21 protein-coding genes are annotated in these 24,735 nt (G+C 53.3%); 8 read left to right on the top strand and 13 right to left on the bottom strand.

Going from position 1 to position 24,735, the window contains the following annotated elements:
* Positions 1-4 precede the first annotated feature (4 nt).
* The 5 genes from ubiE to katE all read right to left on the bottom strand — a co-directional run bounded on the left by ubiE (position 5) and on the right by katE (position 6,567).
* Complete coding sequence (ubiE, locus tag J1785_RS23535; protein ID WP_129955159.1) at positions 5-760, bottom strand: bifunctional demethylmenaquinone methyltransferase/2-methoxy-6-polyprenyl-1,4-benzoquinol methylase UbiE; 756 nt, start codon at positions 758-760, stop codon at positions 5-7.
* A 111-nt stretch (positions 761-871) separates the two neighbouring features.
* Entirely contained in the window at positions 872-2,440 is a 1,569-nt protein-coding gene (gene rmuC, locus J1785_RS23530) for a DNA recombination protein RmuC (protein WP_129955160.1), read from the bottom strand.
* A gap of 157 nt (positions 2,441-2,597) precedes the next feature.
* A complete protein-coding gene (locus J1785_RS23525; protein WP_013577438.1) occupies positions 2,598-3,125 on the bottom strand; it encodes a DedA family protein in 528 nt (175 codons plus the stop codon).
* 154 nt (positions 3,126-3,279) lie between these two features.
* Positions 3,280-4,041 (bottom strand): uridine phosphorylase, encoded by a 762-nt coding sequence (gene udp / locus J1785_RS23520; protein WP_129955161.1) that lies wholly within the window; start codon positions 4,039-4,041, stop codon positions 3,280-3,282.
* A gap of 243 nt (positions 4,042-4,284) precedes the next feature.
* The gene (katE, locus tag J1785_RS23515; protein ID WP_217220911.1) at positions 4,285-6,567 is read right to left on the bottom strand and encodes a catalase HPII; all 2,283 of its coding nucleotides are present in this window, start codon (positions 6,565-6,567) and stop codon (positions 4,285-4,287) included.
* A 173-nt stretch (positions 6,568-6,740) separates the two neighbouring features.
* Between katE and J1785_RS23510 the strand changes: the two genes are divergently transcribed.
* Positions 6,741-7,568 carry a dienelactone hydrolase family protein gene (locus tag J1785_RS23510; RefSeq protein WP_217220910.1) on the top strand — a complete coding sequence of 276 codons (828 nt, stop codon included), beginning with the start codon at positions 6,741-6,743 and terminating at the stop codon, positions 7,566-7,568.
* 88 nt (positions 7,569-7,656) lie between these two features.
* On the opposite strand, the gene fsa is transcribed toward J1785_RS23510, so the two are convergent.
* Both fsa and ptsP read right to left on the bottom strand, forming a co-directional pair.
* Positions 7,657-8,319: a fructose-6-phosphate aldolase gene (gene fsa / locus J1785_RS23505; RefSeq protein ID WP_217220909.1), complete on the bottom strand. Its 663-nt coding sequence runs from the start codon at positions 8,317-8,319 to the stop codon at positions 7,657-7,659.
* Positions 8,320-8,330: 11 nt separating this feature from the next.
* Complete coding sequence (ptsP, locus tag J1785_RS23500) at positions 8,331-10,835, bottom strand: phosphoenolpyruvate--protein phosphotransferase (protein WP_217137685.1); 2,505 nt, start codon at positions 10,833-10,835, stop codon at positions 8,331-8,333.
* A gap of 365 nt (positions 10,836-11,200) precedes the next feature.
* On the opposite strand from ptsP, the gene J1785_RS23495 reads away from it, so the two are divergent.
* Genes J1785_RS23495 through J1785_RS23475 form a run of 5 tightly spaced genes read left to right on the top strand, consistent with a single transcriptional unit; the run spans position 11,201 to position 16,162 of the window.
* The gene (locus tag J1785_RS23495) at positions 11,201-12,280 is read left to right on the top strand and encodes a PTS fructose transporter subunit EIIC (RefSeq protein WP_129992166.1); all 1,080 of its coding nucleotides are present in this window, start codon (positions 11,201-11,203) and stop codon (positions 12,278-12,280) included.
* 17 nt (positions 12,281-12,297) lie between these two features.
* The gene (locus tag J1785_RS23490; RefSeq protein ID WP_129955167.1) at positions 12,298-12,627 is read left to right on the top strand and encodes a PTS fructose-like transporter subunit IIB; all 330 of its coding nucleotides are present in this window, start codon (positions 12,298-12,300) and stop codon (positions 12,625-12,627) included.
* Between the two features lie 16 nt (positions 12,628-12,643).
* On the top strand, positions 12,644-14,941 hold the full coding sequence (locus J1785_RS23485) for a formate C-acetyltransferase (RefSeq protein WP_217220908.1): 2,298 nt from the start codon (positions 12,644-12,646) through the stop codon (positions 14,939-14,941).
* Complete coding sequence (locus J1785_RS23480) at positions 14,907-15,794, top strand: [formate-C-acetyltransferase]-activating enzyme (protein ID WP_217220907.1); 888 nt, start codon at positions 14,907-14,909, stop codon at positions 15,792-15,794. Before J1785_RS23485 ends, J1785_RS23480 begins: the two co-directional genes overlap by 35 nt.
* Before the next feature lie 23 nt (positions 15,795-15,817).
* Positions 15,818-16,162 (top strand): PTS fructose-like transporter subunit IIB, encoded by a 345-nt coding sequence (locus tag J1785_RS23475; protein WP_129955170.1) that lies wholly within the window; start codon positions 15,818-15,820, stop codon positions 16,160-16,162.
* Positions 16,163-16,379: 217 nt separating this feature from the next.
* Here the strand turns inward: J1785_RS23475 and metE are convergent, their stop codons facing one another.
* Entirely contained in the window at positions 16,380-18,659 is a 2,280-nt protein-coding gene (gene metE, locus J1785_RS23470; RefSeq protein ID WP_217220906.1) for a 5-methyltetrahydropteroyltriglutamate--homocysteine S-methyltransferase, read from the bottom strand.
* A gap of 104 nt (positions 18,660-18,763) precedes the next feature.
* Between metE and metR the strand changes: the two genes are divergently transcribed.
* A complete protein-coding gene (gene metR / locus J1785_RS23465; RefSeq protein ID WP_129955172.1) occupies positions 18,764-19,699 on the top strand; it encodes an HTH-type transcriptional regulator MetR in 936 nt (311 codons plus the stop codon).
* On the opposite strand, the gene J1785_RS23460 is transcribed toward metR, so the two are convergent.
* Complete coding sequence (locus tag J1785_RS23460; RefSeq protein WP_129955173.1) at positions 19,605-20,504, bottom strand: carboxylate/amino acid/amine transporter; 900 nt, start codon at positions 20,502-20,504, stop codon at positions 19,605-19,607. The two genes, metR and J1785_RS23460, sit on opposite strands and share 95 nt — an antisense overlap.
* 213 nt (positions 20,505-20,717) lie before the next feature.
* Between J1785_RS23460 and J1785_RS23455 the strand changes: the two genes are divergently transcribed.
* Positions 20,718-21,020, top strand: coding sequence for a DUF2756 domain-containing protein (locus J1785_RS23455; protein ID WP_015699075.1), 303 nt, complete (start codon positions 20,718-20,720; stop codon positions 21,018-21,020).
* 56 nt (positions 21,021-21,076) lie between these two features.
* On the opposite strand, the gene ugpQ is transcribed toward J1785_RS23455, so the two are convergent.
* The 4 genes from ugpQ to ugpA are packed head-to-tail and all read right to left on the bottom strand — an operon-like array spanning position 21,077 to position 24,629.
* The gene (gene ugpQ, locus J1785_RS23450; RefSeq protein ID WP_217137691.1) at positions 21,077-21,817 is read right to left on the bottom strand and encodes a glycerophosphodiester phosphodiesterase; all 741 of its coding nucleotides are present in this window, start codon (positions 21,815-21,817) and stop codon (positions 21,077-21,079) included.
* A 2-nt stretch (positions 21,818-21,819) separates the two neighbouring features.
* Positions 21,820-22,893, bottom strand: coding sequence for a sn-glycerol-3-phosphate import ATP-binding protein UgpC (locus J1785_RS23445; protein ID WP_129992162.1), 1,074 nt, complete (start codon positions 22,891-22,893; stop codon positions 21,820-21,822).
* 6 nt (positions 22,894-22,899) lie between these two features.
* Positions 22,900-23,745, bottom strand: a complete 846-nt coding sequence (ugpE, locus tag J1785_RS23440; RefSeq protein ID WP_129955176.1) for a sn-glycerol-3-phosphate ABC transporter permease UgpE — start codon at positions 23,743-23,745, stop codon at positions 22,900-22,902.
* On the bottom strand, positions 23,742-24,629 hold the full coding sequence (ugpA, locus tag J1785_RS23435) for a sn-glycerol-3-phosphate ABC transporter permease UgpA (protein WP_129955177.1): 888 nt from the start codon (positions 24,627-24,629) through the stop codon (positions 23,742-23,744). Before ugpA ends, ugpE begins: the two co-directional genes overlap by 4 nt.
* Positions 24,630-24,735: the final 106 nt, after the last annotated feature.

Genomic DNA, 24,735 nt, shown 5'->3' with positions numbered 1-24,735 from the left:
CATATCAGAATTTGAAACCCCGATGTAACGCCACGATGCCGCCAGTCAGGTTGTGATAAGTCACATTTTCAAAACCTGCGTCTGCCATCATTCCTTTCAGTGTTTCCTGATCCGGATGCATACGAATTGATTCAGCCAGATAACGATAGCTTTCCGCATCATGCGCAACCAGTTCACCTATACGCGGTAAAATATGGAAGGAATAGGTGTCATAAGCTTTGCTCAGCGGTTTGAACACCGGTTTGGAGAATTCTAATACCAGCAGACGGCCGCCCGGCTTGAGGACACGGAACATGGAGCGCAGCGCCTTCTCTTTTTCAGTCACATTACGCAGACCGAAAGAGATGGTGATGCAGTCAAAATAATTGTCCGGGAACGGCAGGGCCTCGGCATTCGCCTGAACGTAACTGACGTTGCCAACGATGCCGAGATTGCGCAGCTTTTCGCGCCCCATCTTCAACATGGAATCGTTGATATCCGCCAGAACGACTTCGCCTTTCTCACCCACCAGACGGGAGAATTTTGCGGTCAGATCGCCCGTACCACCGGCCAGATCCAGCACACGTTGTCCCTGACGGACACCGCTGCAATCAATTGTGAAGCGTTTCCAGATGCGATGAATACCAAAAGACATCAGGTCATTCATCAAATCATATTTTGCCGCAACGGAATGGAAGACTTCTGCCACCATTTCCTGTTTTTCATCTTTGGCTACTGTACGAAAACCAAAATGGGTGGTTTCCGGCGTCTGCTTTTCCATTATTTATGCCTGCTTTTTCAGTCGAACTCTTGGGGAGAAGTGTATCAGAACCCGTTCGAAAGCCCCATCACCGATGGTGATTCAACATATTGCGAAGATTCACGCATTGAATCACACACAATGCGGCCCCTCTGAGAGCAATGCCTGCTCGTGAGCGGTTAACTCACCCGGGTTCAGCGTCTGTTCTTCTTCCGCATCAGAGGTATCGGGCAGAGATGCGGTGTCTTCAGGTTCGTTTTCCGCTTTCGCTATTTCAGCCAGAGAGGGACTGATAGGTCGTTTAACTTCAACACCCAGCGCGCGAAAACTTTCCACCTGCCCGATAAGATTACCACGGCCTTGCGAGAGTTTATTCATCGCGGATCGATAACTTCCCTGCGCTTTGTCGAGACTTTGTCCCATCGACTCCATGTCATCCACAAACAGTCGCAGTTTGTCGTAAAGACGGGCCGCGCGATCGGCGATACGTTTGGCGTTCTGACTCTGATGCTCATAGCGCCACAAGTTGCTGATCGTTCGTAGCGCCACCAGCAAGGTCGTCGGGCTGACCAACATAATATTGTGGCGAAGCGCTTCGCTGATCAATTCGGGCTCCCGGTCGATAGCCAACAGAAAAGCAGGCTCAACGGGGATAAACATCAGCACATAATCGAGGCTGCGCAGACCGGGAAGTTGCTGGTAATCTTTGCGCCCGAGCAGGCGGATATGTCCGCGCACTGAGGCAATATGTTCATTGAGTGCCGCTTCCCGCTCGCTGTCATCCTCACTGTTGAAATAACGCTCATACGCAACCAGCGTCATTTTGGCGTCAATCACCACGTCTTTATTCTGCGGTAACCGTACGACCACATCAGGTTGCATCCGGCTGTTGCTATCCACCTGCACGCTGACCTGCGTCTGGTATTCATGCCCTTCGCGTAAACCGGAAGCCTCGAGCACGCGACTCAGAACCACTTCACCCCAGTTGCCCTGCGTTTTATTATCACCTTTCAGAGCTTTAGTCAGGTTGACGGCTTCGCGTGCCATCTCCACATTCAGTTGCTGTAAATTGCGGATCTCATGCGCCAGCGTATGTCGCTCACGGGCTTCCTGCCCGAAGCTGTCCTGCACCTGGCGGCGGAAACCATCCAGTTGCTCACGCAACGGCAGCAGTAACTTATCGAGACTTTGCTTGTTCTGTTCATCGGCACGACGGCCATTTTGTTCGAAAATCCGGTTAGCCAGGTTTTCAAACTGGCTGCTCAGGCGCTGTTCGCTGTTAATCAGCAGACGCTGCTTTTCTTCAGCCGCCATGCGGGTTTCGTCCAGACGGGTCGAAACCTCACGCAACTCAGCTTCCTGCGCACTGTTGATTTCCCGCTGCGCACGCAGTTCCTGATTGAGTTGGTCACACTCGTTTTGCCAGTGGACAAGAAGTTGTAATTTTTCCTGGCTGGCCGCCTGCAGACTGTGCAGTTTTCGCAGCTCAAGTTCAGCTTCACGCAGTTGCTGCTGGCCTGATTGCCGCTCGATTTTGTGCGTATCATTTTCCGTTTTAAGCTGTTCCAGCGATTGTTCCAGCAAACGGCGTTGCGTTTCATACTCCGTCTGTTGTTGCTGTTGGCGCAAACTGGCAATCAGCCATCCTAAGAGTAAGCCAATTAACCCTGCCCCCAGGGCAGTCAGAATGCTGATATCCACGTGATTTCCCTCTTCAAGTCTCTTGCGGCCAAGGTAATGTCAGGCTGTATGGATGTCCAGTCTATTTTCTGTTGCATTGAACCTTTGCGAGACGTCTTCCAAAAAGGAATTTCTCTGTATTTGCCCCCTTGCGACGGGCAACGACAGAGGGCAGGATTTAAAACCAGCGGCTCAGCCACTGAATGCCAAACGCACCGGGTGCCAGAATGCCGAAAGCCCAGATAAGTGCCGAGGTCACATTCGCAATCTGGAAATACTTTTGCGGCATACCGCAGATGCCAGCAACCAGTGGCACAACGGCGCGAAGCGGGCCAAAAAAGCGGCCGATAAAGGCCCCCGGCATGCCCCATTTTTCAAAGAAAGCATGCCCCCGAACCAACATTTGCGGATGACGGGAGAAAGGCCAGAAATTGCCAACACGATCCTGATAACGGGCACCAATCCAGTAAGAAAGCCAGTCGCCCAGGAAAGCCCCCGCAGCGGCGGCTGCCCAGATGGGCCAGAACGGTATGCCGGTTTCGCCAATCAGCGCACCGAGCCCCAACAAGATAAACGTTGCCGGAAGCAGCAGGGAAAGGAATGCCAGCGATTCACCAAAGGCCAGAAAAAAAACGATCGGCGCAGCCCACACCTGATGGGCACGAATGAAGGTAGTGGTGTACTCAAGAAGGTCGTGAACAGTCAAAAATGCAGTTCCTTGTGTCAGAGATCCGGAAGGGAATACATCAATTATTCCAGATGGATTACTAACATGACCTTAACAGATCTGCTTAACAGAGCAAAAAAACGGGCCGTCAGAGGCCCGTTGATAAGATGTGGTTGTTTTAGTTTTACAGGGACTAAAGCAGTCTGCGGGCCGCTTCGACAACAATCTTCACTGCATGGCTTTCGGTCTTTTTCATGGTTTCCGCATTAGGGATTTCCTGCTGCGTGCGGTTCACGATAACACCGGCAACCATCCCGGCGCGCAGCCCCTGGCTTGCACACATGGTCAGCAGAGTCGCGGATTCCATTTCGTAGTTCATGACGCCCATTTCCTGCCATTCTTTCATCGATTCTTTGAAGCGACGGACAACACGGCCGGAGTAAGTGTCATAACGTTCCTGACCCGGATAGAACGTGTCAGAAGATGCAGTAACGCCAATGTGTGTCGCGGCTCCCACGGCTTCTGCCGCCGCAACCAGCGCGGTAGTGCAGGCAAAATCGGCTACCGCAGGGAATTCCATCGGCGCAAAGTGCAGGCTCGCGCCATCAAGACGAACGGCAGCGGTCGTGACCAGCACGTCACCGACATTGATATGTGGTTGGATCGCACCCGTTGTGCCGACACGCAGGAAAGTACGGATCCCCAGCTGTGCCAGTTCTTCCACTGCGATGGAGGTAGAAGGCCCGCCGATACCGGTTGAGCAAACAATCACAGATTTGCCATCAAGCTCAGCACGCCATGAGGTAAATTCGCGGTGGGAGGCCAGACGAACCGGATTCTCCATCAGTTTGGCAATTTTTTCTACGCGCTCAGGATCGCCGGGAACAATCGCCAGCGACGCGCCGTTTAAATCTTTTTTGGCCAGGCCAAGATGGAAAACTTCGGGCTGAGACATAACAAACTCCTCGGTGTGTAAGGTCATTTATTGGCAGGAGGAACACCCGGCAACTGTACTCAACATTGTGGCGTTATTTCGTGACGGTCGTCACTATGATGTAACAACTTGAATTGCGCATACATTTATTTTGTGACACTCATCACAAAATAAAGGTGCATTTCACTGAAACCTGAACAGGCAATCTCCGTTACCGGAGGTTGCCTGCTTTCCAGCTACAGCAAATCAGGCAGGAACAGCAAATCAGGCAGGCACAGCCTCTGCCAACGCACTGCGTGACCAGATCCGGTGTTTGAGCATTTCTTTCAGGAACGTTTTCAGTAATGCTCCCTCCGCTTTTTCACCTTCGACAATGCCCTCTTCCGGCACGTCATCCGTCAACCCCAGCAGTGATTTGAAGCGGCGTGCATCGCCACTTAGGCCTACGACTTTCAGGTGCTTGTAGGCCTCGAGCACGTAATGCCGCGCATCGCCGTTCATGAGCAGTGCATCGATATGTCCGTGCGGAACAATCACCGCATCCACGGTGATGGAAGGCGCCCCGGCAAAGGTTGCATCAACCGGCAACGTGGAGCCATCATCGGCAGTTACATTGCCTAAATGACTGGCCAGCAGTTTAGGATGGACGCCTGCGACCTGAAGCGCCTGCAACGTTTCCAGAACATCTGCCGCTTTCACGCCCTCCCCCAATAATATTGCCACCTGACGTCCTTTGAGCGTGCCTTTACCGCTGGCATACAAACTCAGCGACGGATCATTTTTCAGGCCATTCACCGGCTTCGGCGGTTTGATATTCAGAGTATCTGCGGAAAGGGTAATACCCAGATTCTTCGCCACTTTTTGCGCCAGCGGCTGATCAACATGCGCCAACAGATCCACCACCCGCTCGCGGATATAAGGCCGCGCCACTTTCGATAATTCAAATGAGAAGGCCCCGATAATATGATCCTGCTCCGCCGCTGTCTGGCTCAGCCAGAACAGGCGCGGATGGGCATAATATTCGGCAAATGACGGGCTGCGCTGACGAATTTTTTCTGCACCAATACGCTCAGGGTAACTTTCAAAGCCGCCGCCGGATGCTGCCGGAGGCGTTTCCCTTGGCCAGTTATTGTTGATGGAATTCGGCTCGTAGTTTGCCGGATTGGTATCAATATCCTGGCGGTGCATACCGTCACGCTGGAAGTTATGGAAAGGACATGTCGGCCGGTTGATCGGAATTTCATGGAAATTTGGCCCGCCAAGACGGCTGATTTGCGTATCGGTGTAAGAGAACAAACGCCCCTGTAACAACGGATCATTGGTAAAATCTATGCCCGGCACAATATGTCCGGGATGGAACGCGGCTTGCTCGGTTTCAGCAAAGAAATTATCGGGGTTACGGTTAAGCACCATTTTGCCGATCAGTTCTACGGGCACCAGCTTTTCGGGAATGAGTTTAGTCGGGTCGAGCAAGTCGAAATCAAATTTGAACTCGTCTTCTTCCGGGATCAACTGAACCCCCAGTTCGTATTCCGGATAATCTCCGGCTTCGATGGCTTCCCACAAATCACGGCGGTGAAAATCCGCGTCTTTCCCCGCCAGTTTCTGTGCTTCATCCCATAACAGAGACGCTTTTCCGGCCACCGGTTTCCAGTGGAAACGGACAAAAGTGGCTTTCCCTTCGGCATTCACAAAGCGGAACGTATGAATGCCGAAACCTTCCATCGTGCGGTAACTGCGCGGAATGCCGCGGTCAGACATCGCCCAGAAAACATTATGCAGCGTTTCCGGTTGCAGAGAAACGTAATCCCAGAAGGAATCATGCGCACTCGCGCCTTGCGGGATTTCATTATGCGGTTCAGGTTTGACCGCGTGGACAAAGTCAGGGAATTTATGTGCATCCTGAATAAAGAACACTGGCGTATTGTTACCCACCAGATCGTAAATCCCTTCATCCGTATAAAATTTGGTCGCCCAGCCGCGGATATCACGTACGGTATCTGCCGAGCCGCGGGACCCCTGAACAGTAGAAAATCGTACAAAAACCGGGGTTTTCTTTTCGGGGTCTGAAAGGAAACTGGCTTTGGTGACATCTTTCATATTGCGGTATGGCTGAAAATAACCGTGCGCTGCCGCACCGCGCGCATGAACGATACGTTCCGGGATGCGCTCATGGTCAAAGTGAGTGATTTTTTCGCGCAGGATGAAATCTTCAAGCAGTGTCGGACCGCGGCTTCCGGCTTTCAGCGAATTTTGGTCATCGGCAATTTTGGTGCCCTGATTGGTGGTCAGCGGCTGTTTTTCTCCATTTTTGCGGTGGTGTTCTAATGCATCAAGTTTGGTATTGCTATTTTTCGGACTCCTGGCGCTGCCGGAAGCTGTCGGTTCTTTTCCTGGCGGTGTAGGTTGTGCTGAAGGCTGATAAGCACGATCCGCGGGGGCAAGATCCCCCAGGCCTGGCTGCGAAGACTCAATGCCCGTGGCGGGGGCGCGGCTTACCGGTTTTAACTCACTTTTCTTGGTGACTTTAGAGGGTGATTTGGACATTGAACATAGCTCCTCGGCAAAAGTTTCGGGTGTTCTGTGAATCTTCCGTGATGACTTTCCTGATTAACTTTTAACTATAGAACATCTCTTGCGCCTTGCTGTTCATGCTTTCCGGCTATAGTTTTAATCCATAGCCACAGATTTCCGTATGGACACTTGCCTGGAGACACCCGATGAAAAAAGAAGAATTGCTTACCCTGAAACAGGCTCCGACCAGCTTTGCTCCTGCCGTCACGCCCGTCGCCAGCACCACCATACATACCGACACCGACGGGCTGCACGCAGGCCAGACCACCATTCCCTCACAGGGCGAAGATATGCCCGCCTATCTCGCCCGTCCTGAACAGTTCACCGGTAAATTACCGATCGTGCTGGTCGTGCAGGAGATTTTTGGTGTACATGAACACATTCAGGATATCTGCCGCCGGCTGGCGAAGCAGGGGTATATGGCCATCGCGCCGGAGTTATATTTCCGTCAGGGTGACCCGCGTGATTACACCGAAATCAGTGAGCTGTTTGCCAAACTGGTCAGCAAAGTACCGGACCAGCAAGTGCTTTCCGATCTCGATCATACTGCTCACTGGGCATCACAGCATGGCGGGGATATTACAAAATTAGGTATCACCGGTTTCTGCTGGGGCGGGCGCATCACCTGGCTGTATGCGGCGCACAATCCGCAACTGAAAGCGGGCGTAGCCTGGTACGGTAAACTGGTCGGTGATAAAACGCTAACCAGCCCGTTCCAACCGGTTGACCGCGCAGCGGCACTGGATGCACCGGTGCTGGGTTTGTATGGCGGGGAAGATTCGAGCATTCCTCTGGATACCATTGAAACCATGCGACAGGCCATTCGCGCAGCCAATGCCACAGCGGAAATCGTGGTATATCCCGAAGCGGGTCACGCGTTTAACGCCGATTATCGCCCGAGTTACCATGCTGAAGCCGCTGCCGATGGCTGGCAACGCATGCTGGCTTTCTTTGCGCAGTACGGAGTTAAGTAAAAGTAAGGCGTAAAGTAAAAGGATACTGACCAGAATGACAAAGGCCCGACAGGTTTTCCTGCCGGGCTTTTTACGCAACGTTAGCCGATTAAAGTGAAAGTTGCCCGAAAGTACCTTGCCAGTCTTGTTCAAATTTATCGACAGCCGCCTGTACGGCGGGCGCACTGATCAATTGCTCCGCGACATCGACAGGGATCGTGACCGATTGACAGCCTGCCAGCAGACAGGCCAGAACCTGGCGCGGCGTTTTAAAACTGGCGGCCAGCACTTTGGCATGCGGTACATGCAGGGTAAGCAATTGCTGCAACTCGGTCACCATCGCAATGCCATCACCCCCCTGGGCATCCAGCCGGTTAACATAAGGCGCGACATATTCGGCCCCGGCCAGTGCCGATAGTAACCCTTGCCCCGCACCATACACAGCGGTTCCCAGGGTTGGAATTTTACGAATACGCAGCGTCTTAATCGCTGCCAACCCGGCAGCGGTTACCGGCACTTTGACCACAAGCCCTGGTACGCGGGAATACAATAATTCAGCTTCTTCAACTATCTGCTCAGTTTGATTTGCCAGTACCTGCGCAAACAGTTTCCCTTCTCCTCCTAATGCATCACGAAGCGCGGGCAAAACCTCCCACAGGGAAGTTTGCGATTTAGCCACAATGCTCGGGTTCGTGGTCACGCCCTGCAACGGCAAAATCCGGGATAAACGTTTTACTGCGCTGATATCAGCAGTATCCAGATAAAGTTCCATACCCTCTCCTGTCAGAGTTCAAGCTCTTGTTTGAGCAACGTTTCAATCTGTGCTGCCGTGGCCGAATGCATCAGTGCGTCGCGGAAACTGTCATGCATAATCCGTCGCGCCAGCCTTGAGAAAATCCGCATATGCTGGTCGCCTGCGGCATGTTTATTGAGGGTCAGCATGATCACAAATTGTGCTTGTTCATCACCCCACTGCACCGGTTGCGGAAGTTTCGCGACGCTGATGGTCGATTGCTCAATGTGCTCTGATTTGGTGTGCGGTATCGCAAAACCAAACCCGAGACCGGTGGAAAATACGGCTTCCCGCGCCCAGACATCAGCGGCGAGTTTGCGCGGATAACGGCAACGCCCTGCCAGCATCAGGTTATCCACCATACCTTTAATCACTTCTTCTTTGCTGCGCCAGTCGGCATTAAGCGTCACACATTCCGTCGTAATCAGCGGAGCATCGTTAAACGTCATCCTGAACTGCGCCAGCAGGTGTTCGACTTCCAGCGACGTCCGGCACTGCATGGCGCGGTTAAGCAACAGGCGGCATTCGCGGCTGTCGAGTTTTGCCAGACGCGCTTTGGTCACCGGAACTGACGGCGCACTCATGCTAATTTCATCAAGCCCCATTCCAACCAGTAGCGGCAACACCGAGCCTTTCGCGCCCAGCTCACCGCATAAACCAATCCATTTACCGTGACGATGCACCTCGCGCACAACATGATCGAGCCCGCGCAGAAAGGCCGGATTCAGGCTGTTGTAATGGCGGGTCACTTTCGTATTATCACGATCGACCGCCAGCAGATATTGCGTCAGGTCATTGCTGCCGATGCTAAAGAAATCAATCTCTTCACAGCATTGATCGATGATGAACATCACCGACGGCACTTCCAGCATGATCCCCAACTGAATTTTTTCATCAAACGGCACTTGCTCGCTGCGCAGCGACTGTTTGGCTTCCGCCAGCTTCTCTTTCACCCATAAGATCTCCTCCATGGAAGAGATCATCGGGATCATGATTTTCAGCGACCCGTGCGCCGAGGCGCGCAGGATCGAACGCAACTGCGTATGAAATAACGGCAGAAATTCCTGATAAATACGCACGGCGCGATAACCGAGGAACGGGTTGTTTTCGGCAGGAATGTTCAGATAATGAACCGGCTTATCTCCCCCGATATCCATCGTGCGGACAATGATAGTTTTGCCCCGGGCTGCCTCCGTCGCCTGACAATAAATATTGTACAGCTCATCTTCGGAAGGGGCGCTGGCGCGGTCCATATACAACATTTCCGTACGGAACAGCCCGATCGCTTCAGCGCCATGATCAAATGCCGCGCTGGCTTCAACCGAATGAGCGATATTGGCCGCCACTTCAAGACGCACTCCGTCTGCCGTGTACCCGGGTTTATCGAGATATTCGCTTTGCTGTCCGCGCAGCGCCTGTTGCACTGCCTGTTCCTGACAATAATAACGGCGTACCGGTTCGCTGAGTGCACAGGCAATCAGACCGAGATCGCCGTCGATCAGCACATCCTGCTGTAAATAAGCCAGAAGTGGTTGCGGATCCACACCGACGAGAGTGGGTATATTGAATGATCGGGCGAGGATCACGGTATGTGACGTACTGCCTCCGCTGCCGAGCAGCAGACCTTTCAGATGGGTTTTATCCAGTTCGAGAAACTGGCTCGGCGTCAGTTCATCGGCCAGACAAATACTCGCTTCGCTCAGTGCCTGTTGGGAAGGAAAGCGTTCCTCACCATAGATTTGCTGTAAAAGCCGGAAGCTGACATCACGAATATCCAGTTCGCGTTCACGCAAATAAGCACTGGACGATTGTGCGAGTTGCGAGCTGAAATATGCTGCGGTGTCCACAATACTTTGTGCACAGCTCCGGTCTTGTGCCACACGGCTCAGCAAAGCTTCGCGCAGGCTGTTATCACGCAGCAAAGAAAGGTGTGATTCCAGCACCGCAGTCATCGTCCCGCTGCCCGCCATCAATTGTAAATTGAGAGATTTTTCCAATCCAGCCAGCCCGCGGCAAAGCAGGCTTTGTTCTTTATCTTTCCCCTGAGACGCGGGTAAGTCCCTGAATGTTGCCAGGTTCACATCAGAAAGGCTGACCAGTTTTCCGGACGCGCACCCTTCACTGACTGAACGGGCGCGGAAAACCAACGGAGAAAGATGGCTCAGGGATTCAGGAAGCGGCTCAAGTTCCGCGCTTTCATCATGCTCAGGCAGGGCTTCATCACAATGAGGGAGTTGGTATTCAATGAAATGAGCCAGCGCCCTGTACGCGGCGTCTTCGTCATTCCCTTCTATGGTGACCAGGCATTCATCATTAAACAGAATATCGGCACCAATCAGTGAAAGAACACTTTTACCATCGGCAACGCGGTCAGTGCGCCCATTATGCCACTGAAACGCAGACCCGAAGCCATTGCACAACGTTTCAATATGGCTGGCTGGCCGGGCATGAACCCCATTGACTAACATGCAGGTGAAGCTCAACGTCTTACTCATTTCTGAATCCTCATCCCAAATTCCGGTGTAATGCACCGGCTCTTTGCAGAATAAGAGTCAGGCGGATCCAATAGCTACCAGACAAAAATGACAAACACTGGATAAATGTAATATCTGTCATTTTTTGCGAAGCAGCTCACACAGCAAACGAGCGCACAAACCTCGCTTTATTTCGGCTTATTTGAACCTGCTCGCATTTTTGGCAGGACATTACAAAAGTCCAGTAAAACACAAATTTGTCCACTATTAGCGTTATCAGCAGCGGCCTATTGTTGTGGTCGATAGCCTTTCTGTATCTGCGGTTTTGAAATGAAACCCTGATATTTGCGATTTTTAGCCCGGCACCGGTTTTCGTGGAGTTCATCATGAAAGACTTGATCACTATTCTAAAAAATACCCGCCAGCACCTGATGACTGGCGTGTCTCATATGATCCCCTTTGTGGTCGCAGGCGGCATTTTGCTGGCGGTCTCCGTGATGTTGTATGGCAAAGGTGCCGTACCGGATGCGGCAACCGATCCGAACCTGAAAAAGCTGTTTGATATCGGTGTCGCTGGTTTAACCCTGATGGTGCCTTTTCTGGCGGCTTATATCGGCTATTCCATCTCGGATCGTTCCGCGCTGGCTCCTGCTGCCATCGGTGCCTGGGTCGGTGCGTCATTCGGTGCAGGATTTTTTGGCGCGATCATCGCTGGCCTGCTGGGTGGCATTATCGTCTTCTATCTTAAAAAGATCCGCGTACCGAAGATCCTGCGCTCGGTGATGCCGATCTTCGTGATCCCGATTATCGGTACGCTGCTGACAGCAGGGGTGATGATGTGGGGACTGGGCGAACCGGTTGGTCTGCTGACCACCTCCCTGACTCACTGGCTGCAAGGCATGCAGCAGGGCAGCATTATTGTGCTTGCCATCATCATGGGGTTGATGCTGGCCTTCGACATGGGCGGGCCGGTGAATAAAGTTGCCTACGCTTTCATGCTGATTTGCGTGGCACAGGGTGTGTATACCGTGGTGGCCATTGCCGCCGTGGCTATCGCAACACCGCCTCTGGGATTGGGTTTCGCCACGCTGATTGGCCGTAAATATTATTCCACTGAAGAGCGCGAAGCGGGCAAAGCCGCCATGCTGATGGGCTGCGTCGGCATCACCGAAGGTGCTATTCCTTTTGCCGCCTCTGACCCGCTGCGTGTCATTCCTGCCATCATGGCTGGTTCAGTGTGTGCGGCGGTGACAGCAGCTCTGGTTGGCGCTCAATGCTATGCCGGCTGGGGCGGACTGATTGTGTTGCCGGTTGTACAGGGAAAACTGGGGTATATCGGTGCATTGCTGGTCGGCATGGTTGTCACGGCACTGTGCGTCAACACGCTGAAATATCTGGCCGCCAAAAAGCAGTCGGCAAAAACGCGTCAGGAATCAGAACTTGATCTGGACTTCGAAATTAACTGAACCCAAAGGAAAACATCATGACTCACATTATTGCTGTAACCGCGTGCCCGTCCGGTGTTGCTCATACCTATATGGCGGCTGAAGCGATTGAACGCGCGGCAAAAGCTAAAGGCTGGGAATGCAAAGTTGAAACGCAGGGTTCAATCGGCCTGGAAAACGAACTGACGCCGGAAGATGTGGCGGCGGCAGACATCGTGATCCTGACGAAAGACATTGGCATCAAACAGGAAGAGCGCTTCAGAGGTAAAGTCACGGTGCGTGTGGCCATCAGTGATGCCGTAAAACGGGCAGATGCCATCATGGAAAAAATCGCAGCACATCTCGCCAACGCTGCCATCACGGATTGACGCCAGGGAGAATGAGATGACTTCCCGCACAGAACGTCTGAAAGCCGCACTTTTCGCCAGCCCGCGTGAAATTTCGCTGGAACGTGCCCTGCTGTATACCGAAAGTCACCGCAGCACAGAAGGCGAACCTACGCTTCTGCGCCGCGCAAAGGCCACGGCACATATTCTGGATAACGTTGAGATTGCCCTGCGTGAAGGCGAGTTGATTGCCGGTAACCGTACGGTCAAACCGCGTGCGGGGATCATCTCTCCTGAAATGGACCCCTACTGGTTGCTGGAAGAACTGGATGGGTTTTCAGCCCGTCCACAGGACCGCTTTAACATTTCGGAGCAGGATAAACAGATTTACCGCACACAGCTTTTCCCTTACTGGGAATCGCGTTCGATGAAAGATTTCATCAACAGTCAGATGCCGGAAGATGTCACCGCTGCCACCAAAATGCAGATATTCAGTATCAACCAGACAGACAAAGGCCAGGGGCATATCATTATTGATTATCCCCGGTTACTGAATTCTGGCCTGGATAACGTCGTTTCAGAACTTCAGCAGCGCGTCGCCGGCGCGCCGGATAATACCTTTTATCAGGCAGCGCTGATTACGCTACAGGCAGCACAGCGGCATATTTTGCGCTACGCCGCGCTGGCAGAAGGGTTAGCAGAAGCCTGTCAGGATGCCTCGCGAAAACAGGAGCTGATGCGTATTGCCCGCATTTCGCGTCATATTTCAGTCAATAAACCGCAGGATTTCTATCAGGCCTGCCAGCTGTTCTGGTACATGAATATCATTTTACAGATCGAATCCAATGCCAGCTCGTTATCGCTCGGGCGCTTCGATCTGTACATGTTGCCGTTCTATCAGTATTCCCTTTCGCACGGTGAATCACCGGCGTTCCTTAAAGAGTTGCTGGAAAGCCTGTGGATAAAGTGCAATGACATCGTGCTGCTGCGTTCGATGTCCAGCGCTCGTTACTTCGCCGGCTTCCCGACGGGTTATACCATTTTGCTCGGCGGCCTGACCGACGCCGGACGTAGTGCCATCAATGTGCTGTCGTTTCTGTGTCTGGACGCGTATCAGAGCATTTGCCTGCCACAGCCTAACCTTGGCGTACGGGTCAATGAACTGATCGACCGTCAGTTTCTGCTGAAAACCGCTGAAACGATCCGTCTCGGTACCGGTATTCCGCAAATATTCAATGATGAAGTGGTGGTTCCGGCGTTTCTTAACCGTGGCGTACGCCTCGAAGATGCGCGGGATTATGCTGTCGTGGGCTGCGTCGAACTGTCGATCCCCGGAAAAACCTACGGCCTGCACGATATCGCCATGTTTAACCTGTTAAAGGTCATGGAACTGGCGCTGTATGAGAACGAGGGCAACCCGGCGATCACTTATCCAGAACTGGTGGAACAGATCCGCCGGAAAATCAGCCATTACGTCAGACTGATGGCGCAAGGCAGCAACATCTGTGATATCGGCCACCGCGACTGGGCACCGGTTCCGCTGCTGTCTTCGTTTATTGAAGGTTGTCTGGACAGCGGTAAAGACATTACCGCTGGCGGCGCACGTTACAACTTTTCCGGTGTTCAGGGCATCGGTATCGCTAACCTCAGTGATTCCCTGCATGCGCTGAAAGGCATGGTATTTGATCAGCAACGTCTGACCTTTGATGAATTACTGGCTTCTCTGAAAGGGAATTTTGCCGGCGAAGAAGGGCTCGCCATTCGTGCCCGTCTGATCAACCGCTTTGAGAAGTACGGTAATGACATTGATGAGGTCGATCTGATCAGTGCCGATTTGCTGCGTTTCTACTGCAAACAAGTCGAGCAGTTTCGCAATCCACGTGGCGGTCAGTTTACGCCAGGCTCGTATACGGTTTCCGCGCATGTACCGCTGGGCGCAGTGGTCGGCGCAACGCCAGATGGTCGTTTTGCCGGTGAACAACTGGCAGATGGCGGCCTTTCACCGATGAGGGGACAGGACCATCAGGGACCGACAGCGGTACTGAAATCCGTCAGTAAACTCGACAACACACTGCTCTCCAATGGCACACTGCTGAATGTGAAATTCACGCCATCAACGCTTGAAGGCAGGCAGGGGCTGAATAAACTGGCCGATTTCCTCTGCGCGTTCACCCGCCTGAAGTTGCAGCATGTACAGTTCAACGTGGTGAATGCTGAGCAGCTTCGCGAAGCGCAAAAACGCCCGCAGGATTTCGCAGGGCTGGTCGTCAGGGTAGCGGGATACAGCGCGTTTTTTGTTGAGCTGTCAAAGGAGATCCAGGATGACATTATCGGCCGCACCGCACATCAGCTCTGACGGGCAGATCCCCGTCAGGGAGGCCGCGGAAAGACACGCGCGTATCTTCAATATTCAGCGTTTTTCACTCAATGATGGTCAGGGTATTCGTACCCTGGTTTTCTTCAAAGGCTGTCCGCATCGCTGCCCGTGGTGCGCCAACCCTGAATCGATGTCGCCGCGCATTCAGATCATCAAACGTCAGGCAAAATGCCTGAACTGCCGCACCTGCCTGCAGGATCCGAACGAATGCCCGAGCGGTGCAATGGAATATGTCGGTGAAGACATCACGCTGCCGGAGTTAATGACGCGCCTGCTCAAAGATGAGGTATTTTTCCGCTCATCAGGCGGTGGTATCACGCTTTCCGGCGGCGAAGTACTGATGCAGCACGAGTTTGCCGGTGAGTTGCTCAGGCAGCTACAGGCATTAGGTATAACGACGGCGATCGAAACGGCGGGCGATGCGCCGCTGGATCACCTGCTGTCGCTCACCGATCACTGCGATCAGGTGTTGTATGACTTCAAGATAATGGATCCTACTCATGCAAGATCGGTTCTGAATATGAACCAGTCGAGAGTACAGCAAAATTTTACGGCGCTGGCGCGGCGCGGCGTTAAGTTGATCCCCCGCGTGCCGCTGATCCCCGGCTTCACGTTAACGATTGAAAATATGCAACAAATTCTGGATTTTCTGCGACCCTTCAACTTAACTGAAATCCATCTGCTGCCTTTCCATAAATACGGCGAAGCAAAATATCCGTTACTGGATAAACCGTATTCAATGCATAAGATAAAGGTGCCGGATGACGCCACTGTTGCGCCGTTTTATACGATGGCCGAAAAATACGGTTATAACGTGACGCTCGGTGGATAAACTTTTTAAACAGGGGAAATATTATGTCGCTCAAACTGGTCGCCGTAACCGCCTGTATCAGTGGCGTGGCGCATACTTATATGGCGGCAGAAAAGCTGGAAAAACTGTGCCTGCAGGAAAAATGGCCGGTGAAAGTCGAAACGCAAGGTGCACTGGGCATCGAAAATGCCCTGTCACAAACCGACATTGCTCAGGCCGATGTTGTCCTGTTAATCACTGAAATTCAGCTGGAAAACAGCGACCGGTTTGCACATAACCGATGCGTCCAGACCGGAATTCACACCTTTTTACGTACGCCGGAGAAAGTGATGGCAGCGGTAAAGAAACTCGCCTCCTCGCCTCAGGGAACGAAAATTATTCTACCCTGATGGTGACGATGCCCTGTTTTCCAACTGACTACGGTATTGCCGCCGGTATGCCGACGCAGAGCGCCCGGTATTTTTCCTGAACCGGGGCATGGCTCAGCAACCCTTTTACCCCTGCGTGACTCAGCTAACAGGCCAAAGAAGACCCCCATAAAAAAGAGGCACCGGAGTGCCCCAAACGTTTCAGCAACACCACAACGTAAATCTAGTCAGCGTTCACTCAGATTTTCTCAGCACGCAGACGCTTGGCCGCTTTCACCATGTTTTCCAGCGACTCACGGGTTTCCGGCCAGCCACGGGTTTTCAGGCCGCAGTCCGGATTGACCCACAGGCGTTCGGCCGGAATACGGTCTGCGGCTTTACGCAGCAGATCTTCAATCCATTCAACGCTTGGTACGTTTGGCGAATGAATGTCGTAAACACCCGGACCGATTTCATTCGGGTATTCGAAATCTTTAAACGACTCCAGTAAATCCATATCGGAGCGTGAGGTTTCGATTGTGATCACATCGGCATCCAGCGCGGCAATGGAATCCATGATGTCGTTGAACTCGCAATAACACATGTGGGTGTGGATCTGCGTGTCATCACTGGCAATCGCGGCATTCAGTTTGAACGCATCCACCGCCCAGCGCAGGTAGGCATTCCATTCAGACTGGCGCAATGGCAGGCCTTCACGCAGTGCCGGTTCGTCAATCTGGATGATGCCGATACCGGCCTTTTCCAGATCTTCCACTTCGTCGCGCAATGCCAGCGCGATTTGTTTGGCGATAGTTTCGCGGCTGACATCTTCACGCGGGAATGACCAGCAGAGAATGGTAATCGGGCCGGTCAGCATGCCTTTCACCGGTTTTTCGGTCAGAGACTGTGCGTACTTCGCCCACTCAACGGTGATCGCTTCCGGACGGCTGACGTCGCCGATAATGACCGGTGGTTTCACACAACGTGAGCCGTAGCTCTGTACCCAGCCGTTTTGCGTGAACACAAAACCGTCCAGGTGTTCGCCGAAGTATTCCACCATGTCATTACGTTCCGCTTCGCCGTGAACCAGTACGTCGATATCCAGACGTTCCTGTTCTTTGATGGCTTGCCGGATGTGCTCACTGATACCGGTACGATATTTGCTCTTATCAAGACGACCTTGTTTAAAGTCCAGGCGCAGACCACGGATTTCAGTGGTTTGCGGGAATGAACCGATGGTCGTCGTCGGCCATGCCGGCAGGTTGAAACGGGCACGCTGTGCTTTGGCACGTTCGGTATAAACGTGCTGACGTTCAATATCCGTAGCCGTGATTGCAGCCACACGTCTCCCCACAGCAGCGTTATTTACGCGGGCTGATTCGCGACGGGCACGGATTGGCGCACTGTATTCAGCCAGTTTCTGTTGTGCCTGCGCGGTGGGATTGTTCAGGGCAGATGTCAGCAATGCCAGTTCGGCACATTTTTGCAGGGCGAAGGCGAACCAGCTTTTCACTTCATCATCCAGACGGCTTTCAACGTTTAAGTCGATCGGGCTGTGCAGCAATGAACAGGAACTGCCAATCCAGACGTTACGGCCTTCAACCAGTGGCTTGAGACGTTCAAACCAGGTGCTGAGATCCGCCCGCCAGACGTTACGACCATTGATGACACCCAGAGAAATCAGCCACTCTTTTGGCAGCGCGTTGATGACGGTTTCCAGATCATCATGACCGGCAACGGCATCAATGTGCAGCCCCTGAACCGGCAGGGCCCGGAGGGTGTCGAGATTATGTCCGACGCTGTCGAAATAGGTGGTCAGCAGCAGTTTAATTTTATTCTGTTGCAGGGCGGTATAAGCCGGTTTGTAAGCATTTAGCCATTCCTGAGGCAGTTCCAGCACCAGAGCCGGTTCGTCAATCTGCACCCATTCGATGTCGCGTTTTGCCAGTTCAGCCAGCACCTGCTGATATACAGGCAGGATGTCGTTGAGCAGGGAAAGACGATCAAACTGTTCGCCTTTCACTTTGCCGAGCCAGAGATAGGTCAGCGGGCCAAGCAGAACCGGTTTCACTTTGTGACCGAGCGCCAGCGCTTCATCCACTTCTTCCAGCAGTTGTGTCCAGGTCAGTTTGAATTTCTGACCTTTCACGAACTCCGGCACCATATAGTGGTAGTTGGTGTTAAACCATTTGGTCATTTCCGCTGCGGCAGCCGGTTTACCGGTCGGTGCACGGCCGCGGCCAAGACGGAATAAAGTATCGAGGTCAACAGAGCCGTCGTCATTCTGGTGACGTGCAGGCACGTTACCCAGCAGCAGACTGGTGGTCAGTACGTGATCGTACCAGGCAAAATCGCCCACCGGGACCCAATCCACGCCGGCTTCAGCTTGTTGTTTCCAGTGACGGGCTCGCAATTCGCGACCGGTTGCCAGCAATTCTTCCTGCGTGGCATTACCCGCCCAGTAGCTTTCTTGTGCTTTTTTAAGTTCACGACGCAGACCAACGCGTGGAAAACCCAGAGTGTGATTCAGTATCGTCATCTTTTTAAGTCCTGTTTAGCCATCCAGATGTTTACACATCCATAATCCGCAGGTAGTGTATATTCCACAAGCGCAAATTATTCATGACAAAGTGAAGGACACTCATGATCGAACTGAAACACCTGCGAACGTTGCAAGCACTGCGCAACACCGGGTCACTGGCCGCAGCCGCCTCGCAGCTTCATCAGACCCAATCGGCCCTGTCGCACCAGTTCAGTGACCTTGAGCAACGCCTCGGTTTCAGATTGTTCGTGCGAAAAAGTCAGCCCCTGCGTTTTACCCCGCAGGGTGAAATCATGCTCAATCTGGCAGAACAGGTGCTGCCGCAAATTCAGCAGGCATTGCAGGCATGCAATGAGCCACATCAGACTTCGCTGCGTATCGCGATTGAATGTCACAGCTGTATTCAGTGGTTAACGCCTGCACTGGATAATTTCCATCAGAACTGGCCACAAGTAGTAATGGATTTCAAATCCGGCGTGACATTCGACCCGCAGCCCGCACTGCAACAGGGCGAGCTGGACATCGTATTAACCTCCGACATCCTGCCGCGTAGCGGTTTGCACTATTCTCCGATGTTTGATTTTGAAGTGCGTCTGGTGCTGGCACCGGATCATCCGCTGGCAGGCAAAGCGGTCATCACGCCGGAAGATCTGAGCACTGAAACGCTGATGATTTATCCGGTGCAACGCCAGCGTCTGGATATCTGGCGACATTTCCTGCAACCGGCAGGTATCAGCCCGTCACTGAAAAGTGTCGATAACACATTGTTATTGATTCAGATGGTGTCGGCGAGGATGGGGATTGCAGCGTTACCGCACTGGGTAGTGGAGAGTTTTGAGCGCCAGGGTCTGGTTGTCACCAAAACCCTGGGCGAAGGCTTATGGAGCCGTCTGTACGCCGCCGTGCGTGACGGCGAACAGCGTCAGCCTGTGACGGAAGCGTTTATTCGTTCGGCCCGGCAGCACGCGTGCGATCATCTGCCGTTTGTTCGCGACGCGGCACGACCCAACGCCGGTGTACCCACAGTGAGGACATAATCACAGCGGCACCTGTGATAAAACTCGGCCAGTGCGGCTGCTGTTGCCAGATTGCCAGGTTAACCAGCAGCCCTGCCGGGACGTGAAAGTTGTTCATAATCCCAAGCGTTCCCGCATCAACCTGCGTTGCCCCGTAGTTCCACATAAAGTATCCCAGCCCGGAAGCCCCGATCCCCAGCCACACCAGAATCCCCCATTGCAGATGGGTGGTCGGCAGTTTTTGCGGATTCCCCCACAGGAACCACGCCACCACTGCGCAAAGCAACGCCCCCAGATAAAACCAGGAAAACGCCGTATGTTGCGGCACCGGACGGGTTTCCATCAGACGCTTGTACCCCACCTGCCCGATGGCAAAACAGATATTCGCCGCCTGCACCAGCAGCAAACCGATGATGAAATGTTCGCTGATATGGTCGTAACGGATAATCGCTGCACCGGCCACCGCCAGCAGTGCACTGAGCGCATAGCCCATGCGGATTTTCCGTCCGCTGATCAGGTCATAAATCAGCGTGACATACAGCGGCGTCATTACCGTAAACAACAGGAATTCCGGTACCGACAGATACAGGTAGGCCTCAAAACTGATGAGATACATGATACCGAGCTGCATCGCCCCCACCGCCATATACAGCAAAATGGTGGTGAGCTGATGGCCTTTCCAGCGCAGGAAAGGCAGAAAAACCAGCGCCGCCAGCCCTAAACGGACTAATACGGAAAACACGCTGTCGACCTGTCCGGCCAGATACACGCCAATCAGGCTGAAGGAAAAGGCCCACAAAATGGTGGTAATGATGAGTAAAGGCACGGCAGCTACGCCCTGTTTGTCAGAGAAAAAGTGAAAGATGCACGATTGTAACGGAATGGGGGAAACCGCGAAGTACGAAGATGGTTTACGTTTGTTTAATTATTGAGCAAACGAGAGCCGTGCCACGCTTTGAGGGAATCGTGCGCTCAAATCACACGTCTGCCGCCGGGATGGCATACACTTAACCTATGACCGGAAATGGAGGATGACCTGATGAAATGTTTGTATGGAATGCTTGCCGCGCTGCCATTGCTGTTTGCCGTTCAGACCGCCAGCGCCGCCGAAAAGGTGCCGAATCCTAACGATCCGCTGCTGACCAATCCGTCGCAACAACGCATGCAGCAGCAACAGCAAAACAATCAGCAGATGCAGAAACGCCAGCAGGAGCAGGATTTACGTAACAGCCAGCAGCAACAGCAACTCAAACTGAAATCGCAAATCCAGAGCAATCAGCAACGGTTGCAGATCCAGCAGAATAATCAGACGCTGAATCAGAAATTGAACCAGACGCCTTAACCCGCAGTTCAGGCGTGGTGAGTACCACGCCTGATGCCGGATTTTAACACCAGGTTCTAGGCAAAATCGGGCCCGATCACATCAATCTTATCCGTACAGATACAGTCCACGCCCCAGCGCAGTAATTCGCGGGCGCGTTCCGGGCTATTCACCGTGTACACCAGAATACGCAACCCGGCGTCTTTAATCGCTCTGACGCGTTCTTCGTTCAGTAATTTATGGTTAAGATGCAGGGAAACGCACTCCAGTTCACCGGTCAGTGCTTTCCAGTTTTCGTGCCATTCGTCGATCAGTAAGCCGCGAGGCAATTCCGGTGCGGCTTTTTTGGCAGCCACCAGCGCGTCGAATTCAAACGAGGAAAGCAGCGGCGGAACGGCCTGATCTTTCCACAATTCACGGGCAGCCAGCGCAATGTCAGTGCCGGTTTTCTCATCAGTTCCGGTGGTCGGTTTGATCTCGATATTTACCATCATGTGATGGTATGCGCAGCGTTCGGCTACCTGCGCCAGCAGCGGCAATTTCTCGCCTTTAAATGTGGCGCTGTACCAGTCACCCGCATCAAGCTGGGCCAGTTTTTCCCACGGCAAATCCCCCGCAACACCCCAGCCGTTGCTGGTACGTTGCAGCGTATCGTCATGCAGCAGGAAGATCTCTCCATCCTGCGCCAGTTTGGCGTCAAATTCGATCATGGTGTGACCGTATTTTGCGCCTGTGTCGATGGCTGCCAGCGTATTTTCCGGCGCCAGTGCGCCACCACCGCGGTGTGCCACAATACGTGGATAGGGCCAGGCTTTCATGTTCATTCCATCCGTAATCCGCTGTGAGTATCGAAAAAGTGTAACGCTTTCGCCGGGAAATCCAAGCGCAACAGCGATCCGGCTGTCGGGAACACTTCATGCGACAAACGGACAACAACGCCGCTGCCCGCCAGCTTGCCGTGCGCCAGATTATCCGCGCCCAGCAGTTCCAGCGTATTCAGCACCATCGGGATCCCCTTCTGAGTATCATCAGTCAGATGAATATGTTCAGGACGGATGCCCACTGTCAGTTCACGGCCGCCCCATTCAGGGCGCGGAACCGGCAGCGGCAATTCAAATCCGCCTTCCATTACCAGCGATAATCCATCCGTAGTCAGCTGGCCTGGTAATAAATTCATGGCTGGCGAACCGATAAAACTGGCGACAAACAGACTTGCCGGTCGGCGGTAAACTTCGGAGGGTGTACCGATTTGTTCGGCAATGCCTTTGTTCATCACGATCACACGCTCAGCCAGCGTCATGGCTTCGACCTGATCGTGCGTGACATACAAACTGGTGGTGCGCAGACGGCGGTGAAGCTGTTGCAGTTCGAGGCGCATCTGCACCCGCAGTTTGGCATCGAGGTTGGACAGCGGTTCGTCGAACAGGAATACCGCCGGTTCACGCACGATAGCGCGGCCCATCGCCACACGCTGACGCTGGCCACCGGAAAGCTCACGCGGTTTGCGTTTGAGCAGCGGGCCGAGTTCCAGGATACGCGCCGCCTCTTCGACGCGGTCGAGGATCTGCGCCTTGCCGAAGCCACGAATTTTCAGGCCATATGCCATGTTGTCGAACACGGTCATGTGCGGATACAGCGCGTAGTTCTGAAACACCATCGCGATGCCGCGGTCTTTCGGTTCCAGTTCGGTGACGCGCTGGTCGTTGATATAAATATCACCGGAGGTGGTGCGCTCCAGCCCGGCAACCATACGCAGCAGGGTGGATTTTCCGCAGCCGGAAGGGCCGACCATCACGATGAATTCGCCGTCAGCGACATCCAGGTCAATGCTCTGGATAATCTGGTTTTTGCCGTCGTAGGATTTGGTCACTGCCTGTAATTTCAAATTTGCCATTTCAGTTTACTTCTCACTGTCTACCAGGCCGCGCACAAACCAGCGCTGCATCAGGAGCACCACCGCCAGCGGTGGCAATAAGGTCAGGATCATGGCCGCCATCACCTGATTCCATTGGGTCGAGCCGTCGCCGGAAGAAATCATGCTTTTAATTCCCGCCACCGCCGTGCCCATCGAGGCATCATTGGTGATCAGGATCGGCCATAAATACTGGTTCCAGCCATAGATGAAGGTGATGACGAACAGCGCTGCAAGGTTGGTTTTTGACAGCGGCAAAACGATGTCCCAGAAGAAGCGCATCGCGCCAGCACCGTCGATACGCGCCGCTTCCAGCAGCTCATCCGGCAAGGTCATAAAGAACTGACGGAACAGGAAGGTCGCGGTCGCAGACGCCATCATCGGCAACGTCAGTCCGGTGTAGCTGTCGAGCATATGCAGATTGGCGATCACCTGCACGGTCGGGAAAATACGCACTTCCACCGGCAACATCAGCGTCATAAAAATCAGCCAGAAGAACAGATTACGCAGCGGAAAACGAAAATAGACAATCGCGTAGGCCGACAACATGGATACCGAAATCTTACCGATGGTGATCACCATCGCCATGATGAAGCTGTTGAACAGCATCCGCCCGAATGCCGGACTGCTGTTGCCCGCGCCCTGCGTCCAGATGATGCTGATGTTTTCCCATAAATGCGTGCCTGGGATCAGCGTCATCGGCACGTCAAAAATTTGTTTGTTATCCAGAGATGCCGCCACAAACGCGACATACAGCGGAAAGAGGATCACCAGCACGCCGAGCAGCAGCATGATGTGGCTGAAAATATCCAGCCCTCTGCGGTTTTCAATCATTGGTAACGCACCTTACGCTCGACAAAGCGGAACTGAATGAACGTCAGGCCGCAAACCAGCAACATCAGAATCACGGACTGCGCGGCAGAACTGGACAAGTCCAGACCGGAGAAACCTTCGCGATACACTTTGTAAATCAAGGTAGTTGTCGCCTGTACCGGGCCACCGGCCGTCGCGGCATCAATCACCGGGAAGGTATCAAAGAAGGCGTAGACCAGATTGACCACCAGCAGGAAGAAACTGACCGGCGAAATCAGCGGCAACACCAGATGGAAGAACCGGCGAACCGGACCCGCACCATCGATAGCCGCCGCCTCCACCAGAGATTTGGGGATCGACTGCAATGCCGCCAGGAAGAACAGGAAGTTGTAACTGATTTGCTTCCAGACCGATGCCAGCACCACCAGAAACATCGCCTGACCGCTGTTTTGCGCGTGGTTCCAGTTATAGCCCATCGAACCTAAGAAATGGGTGATCAGACCGAGGCCGGGGCTGAACAGGAACATCCACAATACGGCGGCCACGGCAGGCGCAACGGCGTATGGCAGGATCATCAGCGTCTGATAAATCCGGCTGCCGCGTACAACGTGATCGACCAGCGCCGCGAAAAACAGCGAAACGGCCAGCCCGATAAACGCCACCATAAAGCTGAATTTCAACGTGGTATAAAACGAATCGAGATAGTACGGGTCCTGAAACAGCTGTATGAAGTTAGTCAGGCCGGCAAACGTACTGGATAAACCGAACGGATCCAGCGTCTGAACCGAATACCACAGCGCCTGACCTGCAGGCCACAGGAAAAATATCGCGGTGATCAGCAGCTGTGGCAATACCAGCGCGTAGGGCAGCCAGCTGCAACCAAAACCGGGACGGTGTGAACTCATGATGGTGTACTCGTTGATGCGATGGCGGGTTTAGCTCCTCCCCCTGCGAAGGGGAGGTTGGGAGGGGGTTTTGCAAACGACTGAGTTGTCTTTAATACCCCACCCC

This window comes from Rahnella perminowiae, from assembly GCF_019049755.1.
In the GTDB taxonomy this organism is placed as follows: Bacteria; Pseudomonadota; Gammaproteobacteria; order Enterobacterales; family Enterobacteriaceae; genus Rahnella; species Rahnella perminowiae.
Note: the sequence above shows the minus strand (reverse complement) of the source record. Positions and strands in the feature narration are given on the sequence as shown.